This is a genomic window from Mesorhizobium sp. M0870, from assembly GCF_040319775.1.
GTDB lineage: Bacteria > Pseudomonadota > Alphaproteobacteria > Rhizobiales > Rhizobiaceae > Mesorhizobium.
The window spans coordinates 78,310-96,279 of sequence record NZ_JAMYOI010000022.1; the positions used below are offsets into that span (position 1 = coordinate 78,310).

Consider the following 17,970-nt stretch of genomic DNA (forward strand, 5'->3'; position numbering starts at 1 on the left):
TTTGTGACGGATGTGCCGGAGCGGCCGCGGGATGAAAAACTGAAAGAGGTGCGACACCGATGGTGCCGCGCGAGCCTCCCCGAAACGCGGTCTACGGCGCGAACATGATGCTTGCGTGACAGCACGCAGTACATGCCGGCGGTCGACGAAAAACGATGCGCGCGCGCGGCACTAGACACTTATGTCCAGTGAATATATGCTCCAGCCTTCGGACTAACCGTGGAGGGGAAGCCTTGAAGTCGCACTACCGCGCAGTCGTCATCGGAGGTGGCGTGGTTGGAGCCTCGGTGCTCTATCACCTGACGCGGTTCGGCTGGAGGGATGTGGCGCTGATCGAGCGCGCCGAACTGACGGCCGGTTCGACCTGGCACGCGGCGGCAGGCTTCCATGCGCTTAACGCCGACCCCAACGTGGCGGCGCTGCAGGACTACACCATCAATCTCTATCGCGAGATCGAGGCCGAATCCGGCTGGGATATCGGCCTGCACATGACGGGCGGCGTCAACATCGCCAGCGATCCCGCGCGCTGGGAGTGGCTGAAATCGGCCTGGGCGGTGTTCCAGTCGGTTGGCATCGAGACCGCGCGCCTCGTCACGCCCGACGAGATCAAGGCGATCTGCCCGATCGTCGACGTCTCCGGCGTGCTTGGCGGTCTGCATGATTCCAACGAAGGCCATCTCGACCCGTACGGTACGACGCACGCCTATGCCGGCGCTGCAAAAAAGCGCGGCGCCGACATCATACTGCGCAACCGGGTCGTCGAGTTGAAGGCGCGCGCCGACGGGAGCTGGGACGTCGTTACGGAGCAGGGCACCATCATCGCCGAGCATGTCGTCAATGCCGGCGGGCTGTGGGCGAAGCAGCTCGGCCGCATGGCCGGCATCGACCTGCCGGTGACGCCGATGGAGCATCATTATTTCATCACCGAGGACATTCCGGAGATCGCGGCACTTGACCGGGAAATCGGCATCGCCGTCGATCTCGACGGCTTCTCGTATCTCAGGCAAGAGCGCAAGGGCGTGCTGCTTGGCGTCTATGAGCAGAACCCCAAGCACTGGAACATGGATGGTGCGCCGTGGGACTACGGCATCGAGCTGATCCCCGAAGACATCGACCGCATCAGCCCGGAACTCGCCAAGGCGCATGAGCGCTTCCCTTGCCTGGCGACGGCCGGCATCCGCAAATGGGTCAACGGCGCCTTCACCTTCACGCCGGACGGCAATCCGATTGTCGGGCCGGTGCGGGGGCTGAAGAATTACTGGGTCGCCTGCGGCGTCATGGCCGGTTTCAGCCAGGGCGGCGGCGTCGGCAAGTCGCTGGCCGAATGGATGATTTTCGGCGAACCGCAGGCCGACATCTTTGGCATGGACATCGCCCGCTACGGCGCCTTCGCCGCCAACCGGGAATATCTCAAGCAGACCACGCGCCAGTTCTATTCGCGCCGCTTCGTCATGACCTTTCCCAATGAACGGCTGCCCGCCGGCCGGCCGCTGAAACGCCCCGGCGCCTATGACGGCATGACGGCCGCGGGATGCGAATGGACGGCTTCCTGGGGGCTGGAAATCCCGGCCTATTTCGCGCCGATGGGATTTGCCGAGAACACGACGCTGCGGCGCTCCAACGCCTTCGACATCGTCGGCGACGAGGCGCTGCAGGTGCGGCGCGCCGCCGGTCTCGTCGATATCTCGGCCTATTCGCGCTATGCGGTGGCGGGGCCAGGTGCGGAAGCGTGGCTCGACCGGCTGCTCGCCTGCAAGCTGCCGAAAGCAGGGCAGGCGCGCTTGGCGCCGATGCTTGGCCATGACGGACGGCTGAAGGGCGACCTCACCGTCTTCAACTGGGGCGGCGGCAGCTATTGGCTGATGGGCTCATACTATCTCCGGGAATTCCACATGCGCTGGTTCGAGAGCCATGCGGCTGAAGGCGTCACCGTCGCCGACCTTTCGGATACGATGAGCGGCTTCCTGCTGACGGGGCCGAATGCGCGCAAGATCCTGGAGCGCACGACGCATCAGGACGTGTCCGGCGCAGCACTGCCGTTCATGGCTTGCGGCGCATTCGACATCGGCATGGTGCAGGCGCGTGTGGCGCGGCTGTCGATCGCGGGCGAACTCGGCTTCGAAATCAGTTGCCCTGTGACCATGCATGCCACTCTGCGCGAAACGCTGCTGGCCGCCGGCGAGGATCTCGGCTTGGCCGAAATCGGCTATTACGCGCTCAACGCATTGCGACTGGAAAAAAGCTTCGGCATCTGGTCGCGGGAATTCACGCAGGGCTATACCCCAGGCCAGACCGGTCTCGACCGCTTCATCGCTTTTGGCAAGGGTGACTTCACCGGTCGCGAAGCGGCGTTGAAGGAGCGCGACGCCGGTGCCTCGCAACGGATCGTGACGCTGGAGATCGACGCTATTGATGCCGATGCCAGCGGTTTCGAGCCAGTCTGGCATGACAGTCGGCGCGTCGGTTTCGTCACCTCGGGCGGATTTGGTTACACGATCGGCAAGAGCGTCGCACTGGCGTTGGTGGACGACGATTTTGCCGAGGAGGGTACGGCGCTTTCGGTGCACATTGTAGGCGTCGAGCGGCCGGCACGCGTCATCGCGGCCTCGCCCTACGATCCCGAGGGCAAGGCGATGCGGCAATGAGGAGAATACACCATGGTCGATGACGCGGCACGGGACAGCAGGCGCGAGCGCCGGCGTGGACGCACGGGCGAGGCAGGCAGCGAAAGCAGCCGCCGGCCCAATTACCATTCGCTGAAGAATCCGTTCCTGCCGCAGCCGATCTTCTCGGATGATCAGGTCGCCGCCATCCATGACACGGCGTTGCGCGTGCTGGAAGAGCTCGGCATCAAGGTGCTGCTGCCGCAGGCGCGTGAGCTTTTCGCCAATACCGGCGCCCTGGTCGATCCGGACACCGACATGGTGCGCATCGGTCGCGACATGGTGACGGCGGCACTGGCCTCGGCGCCGAAGTCGATCCACGCCCATGCCGGTTCCCGCGCGCGCGATTTGACGCTCGAACTTGGCTCGATGGCGTTCCTGGCCGGGAGCGGAGCACCGAACGTCACCGATCTCGAGCGCGGCCGGCGGCCGGGAACACTGGCGGATTTCGAGGATCTCATGCGGCTGGTGCAGCATTTCGACGTGCTGCATATGCTGGGGCCCTGCATCGAACCGCAGGATGTCGACAACCGCTTTCGGCACTATGCCGTCAACCGCGCGCAGCTGACGCTGTCGGACAAGTTTCCATTCGTCTTCGCGCGCGGTACGCCGCAGGTCGAGGACGGGTTCGAGATGCTGCGGCTGGCGCGCGGCTTGTCGGAGGACGAGTTTCTGGCAAATGCATATTGCTACACCGTCATCAACACCAACTCGCCGCGCCAGCTCGACATCCCGATGGCGCAAGGCATCATCGATTTCGCCCGCGCGGGCCAAATCTCCGTCATCACGCCGTTCTGCCTGGCGGGCGCCATGGCGCCGATCACGGTCGCCGGCGCGCTGACGCTGCAGCACGCCGAAGCGCTGGCCGGGCTGACGCTGGCGCAGATCGTTCGGCCGGGTGCGCCAGTCGTCTATGGCTCGTTTTCCTCCAATGTCGACATGAAATCCGGTGCGCCGGCCTTCGGCACGCCCGAGCATGTCAAGGCGACGCTGGGCGCCGGTCAGCTGGCGCGCTTCACCGGGCTGCCGTGGCGGTCCGGCGGCGGCAGCGCGGCCAACATCTCCGATGCGCAGGCCGCGCACGAAACGCAGTTCGCACTGTGGGGCTCGGTGCTGGCCGGGGCGACGATGTGCATTCATGCCGCCGGCTGGCTGGAGGGGGGCTTAAGCGTTTCCTTCGAAAAGCTGGTCACCGACATCGAGGCTTTGCAGACAGTGGCCGAGCTCTGTGCCCCGACGCCTGGCGACAGCGATTCCATCGGTTTCGAAGCGATCGCCGAGGTGCAGCCGGGCGGCCATTTCTTCTCGGCCGGCCACACCATGGTGCGCTACCGCACCGCCTTCTATGAACCGCTGGTGGCCGACTGGTCGAATTTCGGCAACTGGACGCAAAGCGGCTCGAAGACGGCAAGCGAGCGCGCCACCGGCGTCTGGAGGCGGGTGCTTGCCGATTTCGCGCCGCCGGCAACGGCTGCCGCCACCGCCGGCGTGCTGGATGAGTTTATCGCGCGGCGCACGGCAGAGGGCGGAGCGGCGCCGGTATGTTAAGACTTGCTCTCGCTGATCGCCCTCATTGTGGCGCGATCCGGAACCTGCAGCGCCTCCCGCGCATTCAAGGTTGCGGCCGGTGCACTGCGCACCGGTGTGCTGTTTGAGGGGACGACGACATCGGCGGTCCTGCTGCCACCATCAATCACTGTCGCGCGCCACCAGTTCCAGCGGCCAGACCTCGCGCATGATCCGTGGACCTTCCGGGCCGGCGAAGGCGGGAAGCGACGCCAGCAGCATTTCGGCGAGGCGTTGTCCCATTGGCTCCAGCGCCGGGCGGAAGGCGGTCAGGGCTGGGGAAAAATAGCGGCAGAGCGGCGTGTCGACGATGACGGTCACCGCCATGTCTTGACCCGGCCTGATGCCCATCTCGGCCAGCGCCTTGCAGCCGCCCAGCGCCATTGCATCATTGTTGAAGATGATGGCGGTCGGCGGGGCCTTGGAGCGCATCACCTGAGGCGTCACCTCGTAGCCGCCGGCCTCGTTGATGAAGCCGGAGGCGATCAGCTCGGGGTCGATCTCGATGCCGTGCCGCTTCAGGGCCTTGCGGTAGCCGGCCAGGAACAAATAGCCGAAGTTGAGGTCGAGCGACGGACGGACGGCGGCGATGCGGCGGTGGCCGCGCGCCACCAGGCGGTCGACGGCGTCGGCGCCGGCCTTCTCGAAATCGAGGTCGAGGGAAGGATAGGACTTGGCCCCGGAGCGACTGCGGCCGAGCGTGGCGAAGGGAAAGCCGGCCTGGGTGAGATAGTCGATGCGCTCGTCCTCGCGCCGCGTCCAGGCCAGCAGCACCGCGTCGGCGCGGCGCGTTTCGACGACACGGCGCAGGCGCTCCTGCTGGTAGTCGCCCGGCGCCCCCATGACCACGGTCAGGTCGAGCCCGCTTTCGGCAAGCCTGGCCTGCAGCCCGATCAGGAATGGAATGAAGAACGGCTCACCATATTGCTGGTCACCGGGATGCGGCTGCAGCATGAAGGCGATCGAATGGGTGGCGCCTTGCCTCAGGCTGCGGCCGGACTGGTTCGGCGAATAGTTGAGCGTCCTGGCCGCCTCGAGCACGCGCTGGCGCGTGTCGGCATTTACATCGGCGCGACCGTTCAGCGCTCGCGACACCGTGCCGATCGATATGTTCAAGTGATGGGCAAGGTCGTGAATGCTGGATGCCAAGTGACTGTACTCCCCTTGCTTGGCTAGCACCGGTAGCCGCTCAGGCCAAGGCGACAGGACGATTTTCGCCAACGGCCAATTGACATTCTACACCTTCGGGTGTGTTCTCGTAAACGTTTACGGAAAAACGTTTACGGTCCTGCCGTGGATGCCGTGACGATCGGTCTGGAAGGACCGAGCGGAGGAGGAGCGCTGGATGATCGATGTCGTCCTGGTCGGCTGCGGAGCGATGAGCAAGGCCTGGCTCGATGCCATCAGGCAGATCCGCGGGCTCACCCTTGTCGGCCTCGTGGATATCGATGCCGAGAGGGCACGGGCGAGGGCGCGCGAATACGATCTCACCAATGCCTTCATCGGCAGCAATCTCGACGCCGTGCTCGACCAGACCAAACCGCAAGCGGTATTCGATGTTGTGGTCCCCGCCGCACGGCGCGAAGTTGCGCTGTCCGCCTTTGCTCACAATTGCCATCTGCTGACGGAAAAGCCGCTCGCCGACAGTCGGGAAAATGCGCGCGCCATCGTCGAGGCCGCTCGCCGCGCCGGGCGCATCCATGCGGTCGTGCAGAACCGCCGCTATGTCGCCAATGTCAGGCGCATCCGCAGGTTCCTGGATTCCGGCGCCATTGGTACGCCGACCAGCATCCACGCCGACTTCTTCGTCGCGCCGCATTTCGGCGGCTTTCGCGAGGAGATGGCGCATGTCCTGCTGCTCGACATGGCGATCCACACATTCGACGCCGCCCGCTACATGGTCGCCGGCGAGCCGGCCAATGTCTATTGCCAGGAATGGGAGCCGGCCAATTCCTGGTACCGGCAGGGATCGTCGGCCAGCGCCGTCTTCGATCTCGGCCGCGGCAAGGTCTTCACCTATGCCGGCAGCTGGTGCGCCGCCGGCTTCCGCACCAGTTGGGAAAGTACATGGCGCATCGTCGCCGAGCGCGGCAGCCTCATCTGGGACGGGCATGACGACCTGAGGGCAGAAGCAGTGATGCCGGGCCGCGATGGGATGTTCGACAAAACCCAGCCGATCACGGTGCCGCCGCTTGATGCGTCCGATCGCGTCGGCGGCCATCTCGGCATTCTCCAGGATTTCGTGCACGCCATCGAGACCGGCACCGAGCCGGAAACGCGCGGCGCCGACAACATCAAGAGCCTGGCCATGGTTTTCGGCGCCATCGAAAGCGCCGAGACCGGCCGTCGCGTGACAATCGCAGAGGACGCACAATGACGCCGAACTTGCTTCTCGACATCCGGATCGGCACCATGGTGCGGGCCAATCTCGACGACCCGGCGGCTTACATCAAACAGATCCTGCCGCTCGGCTTCGAGAGCATCCAGCCCTTCTTCTGGCAAACGCTTGGCGGCAAGGACCTGCCGCTTCTCGCCGGCCAGATCCGCGAGGCGATCGGCGATGCCGACGTCACCGTGTCCTCGCTCGGCGTGTTCGGCAATCCGCTGGAAGACGGCGAGGTCGATCGCGGCGTGCTCGCAGCGTGGGAAACCGTGATCGACAATGCGCATCTGTTCGGCACCTCGATGGTCAGCGGCTTCACCGGCCGCCTGCGCGGCAAACCTCTGACGGACAGCCTGCCGCGCTTCAAGGAGGTCTGGGGACCGTTGGCCAGGCGTGCCGCCGACAAGGGCGTGCGCATCGCGTTCGAGAACTGCGCCATGGATGGCAACTGGGCCGCCGGCGACTGGAACATTGCCCACAATCCGGACGCCTGGGAGCTGATGTTCAACGAAGTGCCCGACGACAATCTCGGACTGGAATGGGAGCCCTGCCACCAGCTCGTCTATCTGATCGACCCGATGCCGCAGATCCGCAAATGGGCGCCGCGCATCTTCCACGTCCACGGCAAGGACGCGACGGTGCGTTGGGACGTGATCCGCGAGCATGGCGTGTTCGGCCGACTGCCCTTCGTGCAGATGCGCACGCCCGGTTTCGGCGACAGCGACTGGACGCGGGTGATCAGCGAATTGCGACTGGCCGGCTACAAGGGCGCCATCGACATCGAAGGCTGGCACGACCCGGTCTATCGCGGCGACCTCGAGATCACCGGCCAGGTGCGGGCGCTGGAATATCTCAAGCAATGCCGGGGAGGGGCCAGCTACCTGCCGAACCCGATGTGAGGATCGGCCGGCGGGAGGAGCCGGCCGGGATGTCTGCAACGCACATTGACGAAGCGAATGTCGAAACCCCTCGCTTGCGAGGACAAAAAGGGAGGATAAGTGCATGAGCATGACGATGAGAAGGACAGTTCTGCGCTCGACCGTCGTGGCCGCCGCCACGGTGCTTGCCGCCGCGATCTCCACCTTGCCTGCGCAGGCGCTCGACGCCAAATGGTGCAAGGACGTCCACATCCGCTTCTTCGTCGGCGGCGCCGAGGGCGACGCTTTCGGCACCATCGTCTACAATGGCGCCAAGCAGGCAGAGGCCGATCTCGGGCCGAAGGTCGACTACATCTTCTCCCAGTGGGACATCGAAAAGATGGTGCAGCAACTGCGCGAGGCCGTCGCGGTCAAGCCCAACGGCATCGCCATGATGGGCCATCCGGGCGACGCGTCGATCATGCCGCTCGCCGAACAGGCGCACAAGGACGGCATCAAGATGATGTATCAGAACGTGCCGGTGCCGAAGGTGATGGCGGCATTCGGCGGCGGCTATATCGGCGCCCAGCAGGAACAGCAGGGCCGCGCGCTCGGCGCCGAGGCGTTCAAGCTGGGCAAGCTGAAGGCCGGTGACAAGGCGATCATGATCGGCCCGTTCGAAAACGAAAGTCGCGGCGCGCGTGAGCGCGGCACGGTGGCGGCGCTCAAGGAGGCCGGCGTCGAGGTCATCCAGCTGTCCTCGCCGCCGAGCGGCGAATGGGCGTCCGATCCCAATCTGGCCATTCCGGTGATCACCGCGGCGCTGCTCAACAATCCCGACGTCAAGGCGGTCGGCTATCCCGGCGGGCAGATGCTCGGCAATGTCTCGACCTACATGCAGGCGGCCGGACGCAAGGCGGGCGAGATATTCAATTTCGGCTTCGACACCAGCCCGCAGATCGTCGAGGGTTTCAAGGGCGGCTGGGTGCAATTGACCGCCGACCAGCAACCGTTCCTGCAGGGCTATCTGCCGATCCTCAGCCTCTGCCAGCAGGTGGTGCTGGGGCTGGCGCCGATGAGTGTCGACACCGGCGCCGGCTTCGTCACGCCCGAAAATTACGAGATCGTCGCCGAGCTCGCCAAGCTGGCGTTGCGCTGACCTCCCAAGCCGCCGGCCGGTATCTATGGCCCCGGCCGGCGGGACCGCTGGCGACGAAGCCGGCACGAGACAATCAAAGCGAGGATCCGATGGCAGAACGCCTCATCGAACTGCGCGACATCAGCAAGTCCTATGGCCAGGTCTATGCACTGGGCGGGGTCAATCTCAGCGTCGACCGCGGTGAGGTCGTCGGCCTGCTCGGCGACAATGGCGCCGGCAAGTCGACGCTGATCAAGATCCTGTCCGGCGTGGTCAAGCCGACCAGCGGCGAAATCCTCGTGCGCGGCAAGCCGGTGACCGGGTGGAGTACGGCGCGTTCGCGCGAGGCCGGCATCGAGACGGTGTTCCAGGACCGGGCGCTGGCCGTGCAGCAGACCATCGTTCGCAACATCTTCATGGGCCGCGAGCTGACCGGCTTCATGGGCTTTCTCAGGGTCAACAAGGAGATCGAGGAGGCAAGCCGGCTGATGCGCGAGATCGGCTTCACCTCGAAAGTGTTCACGCCGCAGTCGATCGTCGGCCAGCTGTCGGGCGGCGAACGCCAGGGCGTGGCGATCGCCCGCGCCATCTACAAGCAGGCCGAGCTGATCGTCCTCGACGAGCCGACGACGGCGCTGTCGCTGACCGAAACCGCCAAGGTGTTCCATTTCGTGCGCCAGGTGCGGGCGAGCGGCCGCTCGATCCTGTTCATCGGCCACAACATCCATCATGTCTTCGACATCGCCGACCGCTTCGTCGTGCTCGACCGCGGCAAGGTCGCACTGACGACCGACCGCAGCGAGGTCAAGTCGGCCGAAGATCTCATCAACTTCATGGAAGAGGTCGCGCATCCCGGCGGATTGGCCGGGCTGCACGATGCCGGCGACGCGGAGCAGAGAGCACGATGAGCAAGACCATGGAGCCCGATCTGCACGAGCCGTCCGCCGGCATTCCCCGCCCCAGTGCCCAGAAAGAGTGGAAACACCCATCCGATCACTGGATGCGCGGCTTCATCCTCGACAACCGTGCCGCGCTCGGCACGCTCGCCGTGTTCATCGTCATGATGGCGGTGTTCATGATCGCGAACCCGACCGTCTTCACCACCTGGTATCTCTACCGCTCGGTGCTGACGACGCTGCCGGTGGCGCTGTTCGTGGTGGTGCCGCTGGTGTTCGTCGTCACCTGCGGCGAGATCGACCTGTCGTTTCCGGCGACGATGGGTTTTGCCTCATGGGTCTTCGCGCTGGTCGTGCAGGCCGGCTACGATCCGTTTCTCGGCATCGCCGCGGCGCTCGTCACCGGCATGCTGCTCGGCTTCCTGGTAGGCTCGCTGGTGGTCTATGGCGGGCTGTCTTCACTGATCGCCACGCTCGGCATGAATTTCCTGCTGCGCGGCCTGATCCAGATCATCAACGAAGGCAAGTCGATGGCGCTGACCAGCCTCAGCGACAGCTGGGCCTACACGATCTTCTCAAGCCAGCTGCTGGGCATTCCGGTGCAGATCTTCTGGGCCATCGGTTTCGTCGTGCTGTCGGCGATGCTCTATAACCGCCATCGCTTCGGCGCGCAGGTGAGGGTGGTCGGCGACAACCCCGACAGCGCCCAGCAGATGGGCATCGACGTCAAGCGCGTGCGGGTGAAAGTGTTCGTCTTCGTCGGCATTGGTGCTGCGATCGCCGGCACCTTCTCGGTGATGATCAATTTCACCTGGTGGCCGACCGCCGGCGACGGCTATCTCCTGCCGGTGCTGGCCTCGGTGTTCGTCGGCGGCACGCCGACCTGGGGCGGCATCGGCACCGTGGTCGGCGGCGCCATCGGCGCCGTCACCGTGTCGTTCATCCAGACCGGTGTCGTGGCGGCAGGCCTGAGCGGCTTTTACGTCCAGTTCTTCAACGGCCTGATCATCATCCTGTCACTGCTGGGGCATAAGTGGAACCAGGCGCGGTATCGGTGAGGGGCTGTTTCGTTGGCGGACCGCATGCCTTGCGCGGACGCCCATCATTTCGTCATCCACGGGCGAAGCAAGGAGCGTAGCGACGCGGCGCAGACCCGAGGATCCATGCCGCGACTTAAAAGTACCGCTCCGGTTGTGGAATTCTGCTCCGCTGCATTTCTGGGCGAAGGTCTCGGCATGGATCCTCGGGTCTCCGCGACGTCGCTTCGCTCCTGCTCCGCCCGTGGATGACGAAGGTGGGGCTTCCGCCAGAGAATGGTCGCTTGTAGGGCAAGCGGGCGCTCACACCGCCGCGACGAACCCGTCCAGCACGCGCTTCTGGCCGGCCTTGTCGAAGTCGATGGTCAGCTTGTTGCCTTCGATCGCGGAAATGTTGCCGTTGCCGAATTTCTGGTGGAAGACGCGGTCGCCGATGTTGAAGGCGGATGGCGTGTCGGAGACGGATTTGGCGACCAGTTCGCCGTCGATGGTGCGGCCTTTGACCGAGGTGCGGCCGGCGCCGTAGCCGGAGTCGGTTTCGCCATAGCCGATGCGCTCGACCTGGTGGCCGGAGCGCGAGCCCCAGTTGCGGTCGGTCGCCTCGGTGCGGTTGGCCTGGGCGCGCTGCCAGCCCGGCGTCGCATAGGTGTTGGAGAAGGCGCCGGATTTTTCGGTGTCGGCGCCGACATTGTCGAAGCGCGAGGCGCCATAGGGGTTCTGCCGTCCTGCCCCCTGGCCGCCACGGCCGGAGGCAAAAGAACCGCCGCCGTAGGAATTGCCGTAGCCGCCGTAGCTGTTGCCGCTTTCGGCGACCTCGACATGGGCTTCCGGCAGTTCGTCGAGAAAGCGCGACGGGATGGTCGACTGCCACAGGCCGTGGATGCGGCGGTTGGAGACGAACCACAGATGCAGGTTCTTCTTGGCGCGGGTCAGGCCGACATAGGCGAGCCGGCGCTCTTCCTCCAGTCCGGAGCGGCCGCCTTCGTCCAGCGCGCGCTGATGCGGGAACAGGCCTTCTTCCCAGCCGGGCAGGAAGACGGTCTCGAATTCGAGGCCCTTGGCCGAATGCAGCGTCATGATCGAGACGGCGTCGAGCCCGGCGTTCTGCTCAGCGTCCATGACCAATGCGACATGCTCGAGGAAGGAGCGCAGCGATTCATACTCCTCCATCGAGCGGATCAGCTCTTTCAGGTTCTCCAGCCGGCCGGGCGCTTCGACCGAGCGGTCGTTCTTCCACATGTCGGTGTAGCCGCTCTCTTCGAGAATGGTCTCGGCGAGTTCGGTGTGCGGCGTGGTTTCCAGCGCCTTCTGCCAGCGTTCGAAATTGGCCGCGACTTCGCGCAAGGCGGCGCGGGGCTTCGGCTTCAACTCGTCGCTTTCGGCCAGCTTGGCGGCGGCTTCCAGCATTGGGATGCGCAGCGCGCGGGCCGTGTCGTGGATCTGGCGGATGGTGGCTTCACCAAGGCCGCGCTTGGGCACATTGACGATGCGCTCGAAGGCGAGGTCGTCGGCGCCTTGCGCCACCACGCGGAAGAAGGCCAGCGCATCGCGGATCTCCATGCGTTCATAGAAGCGCGGACCGCCGATGACGCGGTAGTTGAGGCCGAGCGTGACGAAGCGGTCCTCAAACTCGCGCATCTGGAAGGAGGCGCGTACCAGGATCGCCATGTCGTTGAGATTGTGCTTTTGCCGCTGGTAGGTCTCGATCGTCTCGCCGACGGCGCGGGCTTCCTCCTCGGAATCCCAGGCGGCGTGGACATGCACCTTGCCGTCCTCGGGATCGTTGCGGTCGGTGAACAGCGTCTTGCCGAAGCGGCCCTCATTGTGGGCTATGAGGTGGGAGGCGGCCCCCAGTATGTGCGCGGTCGAGCGGTAGTTGCGCTCCAGCCGGATGATGGTGGCGCCGGGAAAATCCTTGTCGAAGCGCAGGATGTTGTCGACCTCGGCGCCGCGCCAGCCATAGATGGATTGGTCGTCGTCGCCGACGCAGCATATATTCACGCTCACGGGCTGTTCCGCGCCTGCCGGCGCGGGCCCTCCGCGGGGGCCTCGCAACGGCTCGGACGGACGGTCGTCCTTGCGGCCTTCGGCCGATTGGAGATTAGTCGCCGAAGGCTTGCGCCCGGCATCCGGCCTCTGCGCCAAAAGCCGCAGCCACATGTACTGGGCGGTGTTGGTGTCCTGGTACTCGTCGACGAGGATGTATTTGAAGCGCTTGTGGTATTCCTTCAGCACGTCCGGATTGGCGCGGAAGATGCGGATCGGGTGGCACAGGAGGTCGCCGAAATCGCAGGCGTTCAGCGTCTTCAGCCGCTCCTGATAGGCCTTGTAGAGTTCGCGGCCCTTGCCGTTGGCGAAGGCGCGCGCGTCGCCCTCGGCGATGTCGGCCGGACCTTGCCCCTTGTTCTTCCAGCCATCGATCATCTGGGCGAACTGCTTGGCCGGCCAGCGCTTGTCGTCGAGCCCTTCGGCCTGGATCAGCTGCTTGATCAGCCGCACGACGTCGTCGGTGTCGAGGATGGTGAAGTCGGAGCGCAAACCGGCGAGTTCGGCATGGCGGCGAAGCAGCTTGACGCCAATCGAGTGGAAGGTGCCGAGCCATGGCATGCCCTCGACATTGCCTTCGCCGATCAGCACGCCGATGCGGATCTTCATCTCGCGCGCGGCTTTGTTGGTGAAGGTTACCGCGAGGATCTGCGACGGGAACGCCTTGCCGGTGGCGAGGATGTGAGCGATGCGGGTGGTGAGCACGCGGGTCTTGCCGGTGCCGGCTCCGGCCAGCACCAGAACCGGACCTTCGGTGGTTTCCACCGCCAGCCTCTGCTCGGGGTTCAGCCCCTTGAGATAGTCGGGCGCGTTGTTGTGTCCGCTGCGGGCAGCCATGGCGCGCGCGGCGATGCCCGACGGGGCCGTGGGCCGCGCATTGGGTTCGTCGAAAAAGGGCATGTCTTCGGAAAAGCCGGACATCGCCCCGAATGTAGTGATTCGGTGGGGAAAGACCAGAACTGTCTACGTTTTGTTCCGCTAAAGTGCCCGATTGCTGCCCCGCGCTCCCACCGCGGTCGATGTTATTCCAATTGCGATGGACCATTACCGCCTGCGCTTGAGGCCCGTGCTTGACAGGCGGGACCGTCAGGAGAAAGTTGTGCTTCGGGCAGCGACGCAATGCCGGGTTGCCATGGCCGCGCCGCGAAGCGCAACAGTCGAAGGAGTATCATCTTGGCTGTCACCATCACCTCCCTCATTCTTTTCCTCATCGGCCTGGCACTCGGCGGCGGCGGCATCCGCCTGGCGATGCTGGGCGGCAGCTGGTACTATGTCGTTGCCGGCCTTGCCTTCCTGATCGCCGCCTGGCTGCTCTACCGGCGCCGGTCCACCGCACTGTGGCTCTACGCGGTGATCGTGCTCGGCACGTTGGCCTGGGCGGTCTGGGAAACCGGCTTCGACTGGTGGGAACTTGGACCGCGCGGCGGCATCATCGTGCTTCTCGCTTTGTGGCTGCTGACGCCGTGGGCGAGGCGGGGTCTTGTCGGCCCTGACGCACGCGCGCCGCTGATCCTGGCCGTGCTGGCCTCGCTGGCCGTCGCCGGTTCTTCGATGACTTCAGATCCGAAGGACATTGCCGGCGAACTCGGCACCGACAAGGTGGTCGCCAACGCCAATCTTGGCAATGATGTGCCGGCCGGCGAGTGGCACTATTACGGACGTACGCAGTTCGGCCAGCGCTATTCGCCGCTCGACCAGATCACACCGGACAATGTGGCCAAGCTGCAGCCGGCGTGGACCTACCAGACCGGCGACGTGAAGGGTCCGGACGACGTCGGCGAGACCACCTATCAGGTGACGCCGCTGAAGATTGGCGACACGCTCTACATCTGCACACCGCATAATTTCGCCATCGCCATCGATGCCGCGAGCGGCAAGGAGAAATGGCGCTTCGATCCCAAGGTCAAGCTCGACAAGGACCGCCAGCACCAGACCTGCCGCGGCGTGGCCTATTACGCCGATGCCGCCGGCGCCGCCGGGCAGCCCTGTGCGACCCGCGTCTACCTGCCGACCTCGGACGCGCGGCTGATCGCGCTCGACGCCGCCAACGGGCAGGTCTGCCCGGCTTTTGCCGAGGGCGGCACGCTGAACCTTCTGACCAACATGCCCTATCCGAAGTCGGGCTATTATTACTCGACCTCGGCGCCGCTGATATCAGGCGGCAAGATCATCGTCGGCGGCGCGGTCAACGACAATTACTCGACGCAGGAGCCGTCCGGCGTCATCCGCGCCTACGACGCTGCCACCGGCGCGCTGGTGTGGAACTGGGATTCCGGCAATCCGGACCAGACGACGCCGCTGCCGGCGGGCCAAACTTATACCGCCAACTCGCCCAACATGTGGTCGACGCCGAGCGCCGACGAGAAGCTCGGCCTGCTCTACGTGCCGCTCGGCAACCAGACGCCGGATCAGCTCGGCGCCGGGCGCAGCGCCAATGTCGAGAAGTTCTCGTCGTCGATCACCGCGCTCGACCTCAACACCGGGCAGGTGCGCTGGGTGCGGCAGACCGTGCACCACGATCTCTGGGACATGGACGTACCGGCACAGCCGAGCCTGATCGACATCACCAAACCCGACGGCACGGTGGTGCCGGCGCTGGTCGGACCGACCAAGCAGGGCGACCTCTATGTGCTCGACCGCCGCACCGGCGAGCCGGTCATTGCGGTCAACGAAGTGCCGGCGCCGGGCGGCGCGGTCGAAGGCGACCACACATCGCCGACGCAGCCGGTCTCCGATCTCACCTTCATGCCGAAGCCGCTCACCGGCGCCGACATGTGGGGCCTAACCATGTTCGACCAGTTGGCCTGCCGGATCGAATTCCAGGGCCTGCGCTATGAGGGACGCTATACGCCGCCTTCCGTCCAGGGCTCGCTGATCTACCCCGGCAATTTCGGCACCTTCAACTGGGGCGGCGTCGCCGTCGATCCGGTCCGGCAGGTGCTGTTCGGCATGCCGACCTATCTGGCGTTCAAGTCGCAGTTGATCCCGCGCGATCAGGTGCCGCCGCCGGACGAAGGGCGCGGCAGCGAGCAGGGGCTGAACCGCAACGAGGGCGCGCCCTATGCGGTGGTGATGGGGCCGTTCCTGTCGCCGCTCGGCATTCCTTGCCAGGCGCCGCCCTGGGGCTATGTCGCCGGCGCCGATCTCAGGACCGGCAAGATCGCCTACAAGCACCGCAACGGCACCGTCTACGATATGACGCCGCTGCCGCTGCCGCTGAAAGTCGGGGTGCCGGGCATTGGCGGGCCGATGATCACCGCTGGCGGCGTCGCCTTCCTGGGGGCCGCGGTCGACGACTATCTGCGCGCCTATGACCTGACATCGGGCAAGCAGCTGTGGGAGGCGCGGCTGCCGGCCGGCGGGCAATCGACGCCGATGACCTATACGGTCGCCGACGGCCGCCAGTTCGTGGTCATCGTCGCCGGCGGCCACGGTTCGGTCGGCACCAAGCCCGGGGATTATGTTATGGCCTACGCGCTGCCGAAGTAGGCGACAGGGGGACGCGATCTTTCAGAGGTCACGCAGCCCCCTCATCTGTGCCGGTATCTTTTCCCCGTATAGTGACGGGGAGAAGTGCCCGACTGGGCGATGAGGCGGCAAATCTTCCGATCGGCCCGTTGTCGATCAGCCAATCCCCAGATGGCCCTTCAGGCTGGGCACCGAGCCGAGCACCTTGTTGGTCAGGTCGGGGCCGGCGGCGGCTTCGGCCTGCTGGATCAGCGTCGCGCCGGCCTTCTGGATCTGCGCCATGTCGAGCCCGGATGCCTTGAGCGCGGCGATGCCGTTGATCAGCGCGCCGGCCTTCTCGCCGAGAACGCCGCCAAGCGCGCCCTGCAACGACGACAGAAAACCGCCACCGCCGGCCGGAGCGGCGGCCATCACGTCATATTGATGGGCAAGGTCGTCGGCGCCGGGAATCCTGGCGAAGAACGCCGAGGCGCTTGTGCCTTCCGCCTCGTGTTCGAGCACCGAGAAAATGGTGCCGACGACTTTCTCCGTCGTCGCCTGGTCGAGGCCCGCCTTCTGCGAAACGGTGTTGACGATGTCCTGGACGTTCATAGCGTCACCTCAACCCTGGTTTTTCGTGTTGCGGTTCCGCTCAGCGCGGACCCTGATCAACGATCGTCTGCCTGCGTTCAGAACCATCGAGCACAGGGCCAAAGCGGCGGCCGCCGCAAGGACGAGCGCGCTGGCGAGGATCGGGGAAGGCAGGGTCATGGTCATCGCTTCCTTCTGGGTCTGACGTGTAGGCACGCGGTCAAGATACCGTCGATAGCCACCTTCCCTCACGATTGTGGCAGCGCCAGCAGGATTTGTCGCCAATGACCAAAAAGTGATGACACGGCCGCGCATGGCGCCGGCTTTACTACCGGGGCGCGGCCGGCGGCATACGCCCTGAGGCAATCGGCGGCCGCGATGAGTGCTCGACTGGACCATGCCGGCCTGGTCCCTATGTAGCTGGCAATTAAAGCCCGAAGCAGAGGACCCGATCCATGAGGAAACCCGACGCCAAGCCGGCCATCACCCAGGCGATGATCGACGCCTATGACCAATATACGCATCTGACGCTCGATCGCCGCCGCTTCATGGAGCAGTTGACCCGGCTTGCCGGATCGGGTGCGGCGGCGGCCGCGATCGCGCCGCTTCTGGCGGCAAATTCGGCGCAAGCGGCTGTTGTCGCCGACAACGATCCGCGGGTGAAGGGCGAGGACATCAGCTATCCCGCCGGCAGCGGCGAGATGAAGGGCTATCTGGTCAAGCCGGCGGACAAGGCGGGCAAGCTCGGTACTGTCATCGTCGTGCACGAGAACAGGGGGCTCAACCCGCATATCCGCGACGTGGCGCGACGCGTGGCGCTGGAGGGGTTCGTGGCGCTGGCGCCGGATTTCCTGTCGCCGCTCGGCGGCACGCCAACCGACGAAGACAAGGCGCGCGACATGTTCGCCAAGCTCGATCCGGCGCAGACCATCGCCGACGGTGTTGCGACCGTCGCTTTCCTCAAGAGCGACAAGGACGGCAACGGCAAGGTCGGCGCCATCGGCTTCTGCTGGGGTGGCGGCACGGTCAACATGCTGGCCATCAACGCCCCCGATCTCAGTGCCGGCGTTGCCTATTACGGCATGCAGCCGAAGGCCGCCGATATGTCCAAGATCAAGGCGGCCTTGCTGCTGCACTATGGCGGACTGGACGAGCGCATCAATGCCGGCATCGACGCCTTCAAGAAGGAACTCGACGCGGCGCATGTCGAATACACGGTCTATGTCTATGAAGGCGCCAACCATGCCTTCAACAACGACACGTCGGCAGCGCGCTACGACAAGAAGGCGGCCGACCTGGCCTGGGGCAGAACGATCGCCTTCCTCAAGCAGAAATTGGCGTAGGGG

General features: G+C 65.2%; 13 protein-coding genes. 9 read left to right on the top strand and 4 right to left on the bottom strand.

Annotated features, from left to right (window positions below; translation table 11 throughout):
- Positions 1–233 precede the first annotated feature (233 nt).
- Together NKH97_RS23800 and NKH97_RS23805 are read left to right on the top strand one after the other, a co-directional pair.
- On the top strand, positions 234–2,645 hold the full coding sequence (locus NKH97_RS23800; protein ID WP_352798886.1) for a GcvT family protein: 2,412 nt from the start codon (positions 234–236) through the stop codon (positions 2,643–2,645).
- A gap of 12 nt (positions 2,646–2,657) precedes the next feature.
- Positions 2,658–4,211 carry a trimethylamine methyltransferase family protein gene (locus NKH97_RS23805; protein ID WP_352798887.1) on the top strand — a complete coding sequence of 518 codons (1,554 nt, stop codon included), beginning with the start codon at positions 2,658–2,660 and terminating at the stop codon, positions 4,209–4,211.
- Between the two features lie 141 nt (positions 4,212–4,352).
- Here the strand turns inward: NKH97_RS23805 and NKH97_RS23810 are convergent, their stop codons facing one another.
- Entirely contained in the window at positions 4,353–5,378 is a 1,026-nt protein-coding gene (locus NKH97_RS23810) for a LacI family DNA-binding transcriptional regulator (RefSeq protein WP_352798888.1), read from the bottom strand.
- A gap of 196 nt (positions 5,379–5,574) precedes the next feature.
- Here NKH97_RS23810 and NKH97_RS23815 point away from each other — a divergent pair, with 196 nt between their 5' ends.
- The 5 genes from NKH97_RS23815 (at position 5,575) to NKH97_RS23835 (ending at position 10,561) form a co-directional block, all read left to right on the top strand.
- Complete coding sequence (locus tag NKH97_RS23815) at positions 5,575–6,606, top strand: Gfo/Idh/MocA family protein (protein WP_352798889.1); 1,032 nt, start codon at positions 5,575–5,577, stop codon at positions 6,604–6,606.
- A complete protein-coding gene (locus tag NKH97_RS23820; RefSeq protein WP_352798890.1) occupies positions 6,603–7,511 on the top strand; it encodes a sugar phosphate isomerase/epimerase family protein in 909 nt (302 codons plus the stop codon). The genes NKH97_RS23815 and NKH97_RS23820 overlap by 4 nt, the downstream gene beginning before the upstream one ends.
- A gap of 103 nt (positions 7,512–7,614) precedes the next feature.
- Positions 7,615–8,628, top strand: coding sequence for a substrate-binding domain-containing protein (locus NKH97_RS23825; RefSeq protein ID WP_352798891.1), 1,014 nt, complete (start codon positions 7,615–7,617; stop codon positions 8,626–8,628).
- Positions 8,629–8,717: 89 nt separating this feature from the next.
- Positions 8,718–9,515 (top strand): ATP-binding cassette domain-containing protein, encoded by a 798-nt coding sequence (locus tag NKH97_RS23830; RefSeq protein ID WP_352798892.1) that lies wholly within the window; start codon positions 8,718–8,720, stop codon positions 9,513–9,515.
- Positions 9,512–10,561: an ABC transporter permease gene (locus NKH97_RS23835; RefSeq protein WP_023813109.1), complete on the top strand. Its 1,050-nt coding sequence runs from the start codon at positions 9,512–9,514 to the stop codon at positions 10,559–10,561. Before NKH97_RS23830 ends, NKH97_RS23835 begins: the two co-directional genes overlap by 4 nt.
- 282 nt (positions 10,562–10,843) lie before the next feature.
- Here the strand turns inward: NKH97_RS23835 and NKH97_RS23840 are convergent, their stop codons facing one another.
- Positions 10,844–13,507 carry an ATP-dependent helicase gene (locus tag NKH97_RS23840; RefSeq protein WP_352798893.1) on the bottom strand — a complete coding sequence of 888 codons (2,664 nt, stop codon included), beginning with the start codon at positions 13,505–13,507 and terminating at the stop codon, positions 10,844–10,846.
- A 252-nt stretch (positions 13,508–13,759) separates the two neighbouring features.
- Here NKH97_RS23840 and NKH97_RS23845 point away from each other — a divergent pair, with 252 nt between their 5' ends.
- On the top strand, positions 13,760–16,075 hold the full coding sequence (locus tag NKH97_RS23845; RefSeq protein WP_352798894.1) for a glucose/quinate/shikimate family membrane-bound PQQ-dependent dehydrogenase: 2,316 nt from the start codon (positions 13,760–13,762) through the stop codon (positions 16,073–16,075).
- Between the two features lie 135 nt (positions 16,076–16,210).
- Here the strand turns inward: NKH97_RS23845 and NKH97_RS23850 are convergent, their stop codons facing one another.
- Positions 16,211–16,645, bottom strand: coding sequence for a hypothetical protein (locus NKH97_RS23850; RefSeq protein WP_127368749.1), 435 nt, complete (start codon positions 16,643–16,645; stop codon positions 16,211–16,213).
- A gap of 9 nt (positions 16,646–16,654) precedes the next feature.
- Entirely contained in the window at positions 16,655–16,810 is a 156-nt protein-coding gene (locus NKH97_RS23855; protein ID WP_352761653.1) for a hypothetical protein, read from the bottom strand.
- Positions 16,811–17,079: 269 nt separating this feature from the next.
- On the opposite strand from NKH97_RS23855, the gene NKH97_RS23860 reads away from it, so the two are divergent.
- Positions 17,080–17,967, top strand: a complete 888-nt coding sequence (locus NKH97_RS23860) for a dienelactone hydrolase family protein (RefSeq protein WP_352798895.1) — start codon at positions 17,080–17,082, stop codon at positions 17,965–17,967.
- Positions 17,968–17,970: the final 3 nt, after the last annotated feature.

Excerpts from the sequence above, each read along its gene's own strand:
- NKH97_RS23805 (WP_352798887.1), top strand. The coding sequence starts at position 2,658 with ATGGTCGATGACGCGGCACGGGACAGCAGGCGCGAGCGCCGGCGTGGA.
- NKH97_RS23815 (WP_352798889.1), top strand. The coding sequence starts at position 5,575 with ATGATCGATGTCGTCCTGGTCGGCTGCGGAGCGATGAGCAAGGCCTGG.
- NKH97_RS23820 (WP_352798890.1), top strand. The coding sequence starts at position 6,603 with ATGACGCCGAACTTGCTTCTCGACATCCGGATCGGCACCATGGTGCGG.
- NKH97_RS23825 (WP_352798891.1), top strand. The coding sequence starts at position 7,615 with ATGAGCATGACGATGAGAAGGACAGTTCTGCGCTCGACCGTCGTGGCC.
- NKH97_RS23830 (WP_352798892.1), top strand. The coding sequence starts at position 8,718 with ATGGCAGAACGCCTCATCGAACTGCGCGACATCAGCAAGTCCTATGGC.
- NKH97_RS23835 (WP_023813109.1), top strand. The coding sequence starts at position 9,512 with ATGAGCAAGACCATGGAGCCCGATCTGCACGAGCCGTCCGCCGGCATT.
- NKH97_RS23840 (WP_352798893.1), bottom strand. The coding sequence starts at position 13,507 with ATGTCCGGCTTTTCCGAAGACATGCCCTTTTTCGACGAACCCAATGCG.
- NKH97_RS23850 (WP_127368749.1), bottom strand. The coding sequence starts at position 16,645 with ATGAACGTCCAGGACATCGTCAACACCGTTTCGCAGAAGGCGGGCCTC.
- NKH97_RS23855 (WP_352761653.1), bottom strand. The coding sequence starts at position 16,810 with ATGACCATGACCCTGCCTTCCCCGATCCTCGCCAGCGCGCTCGTCCTT.
- NKH97_RS23860 (WP_352798895.1), top strand. The coding sequence starts at position 17,080 with ATGAGGAAACCCGACGCCAAGCCGGCCATCACCCAGGCGATGATCGAC.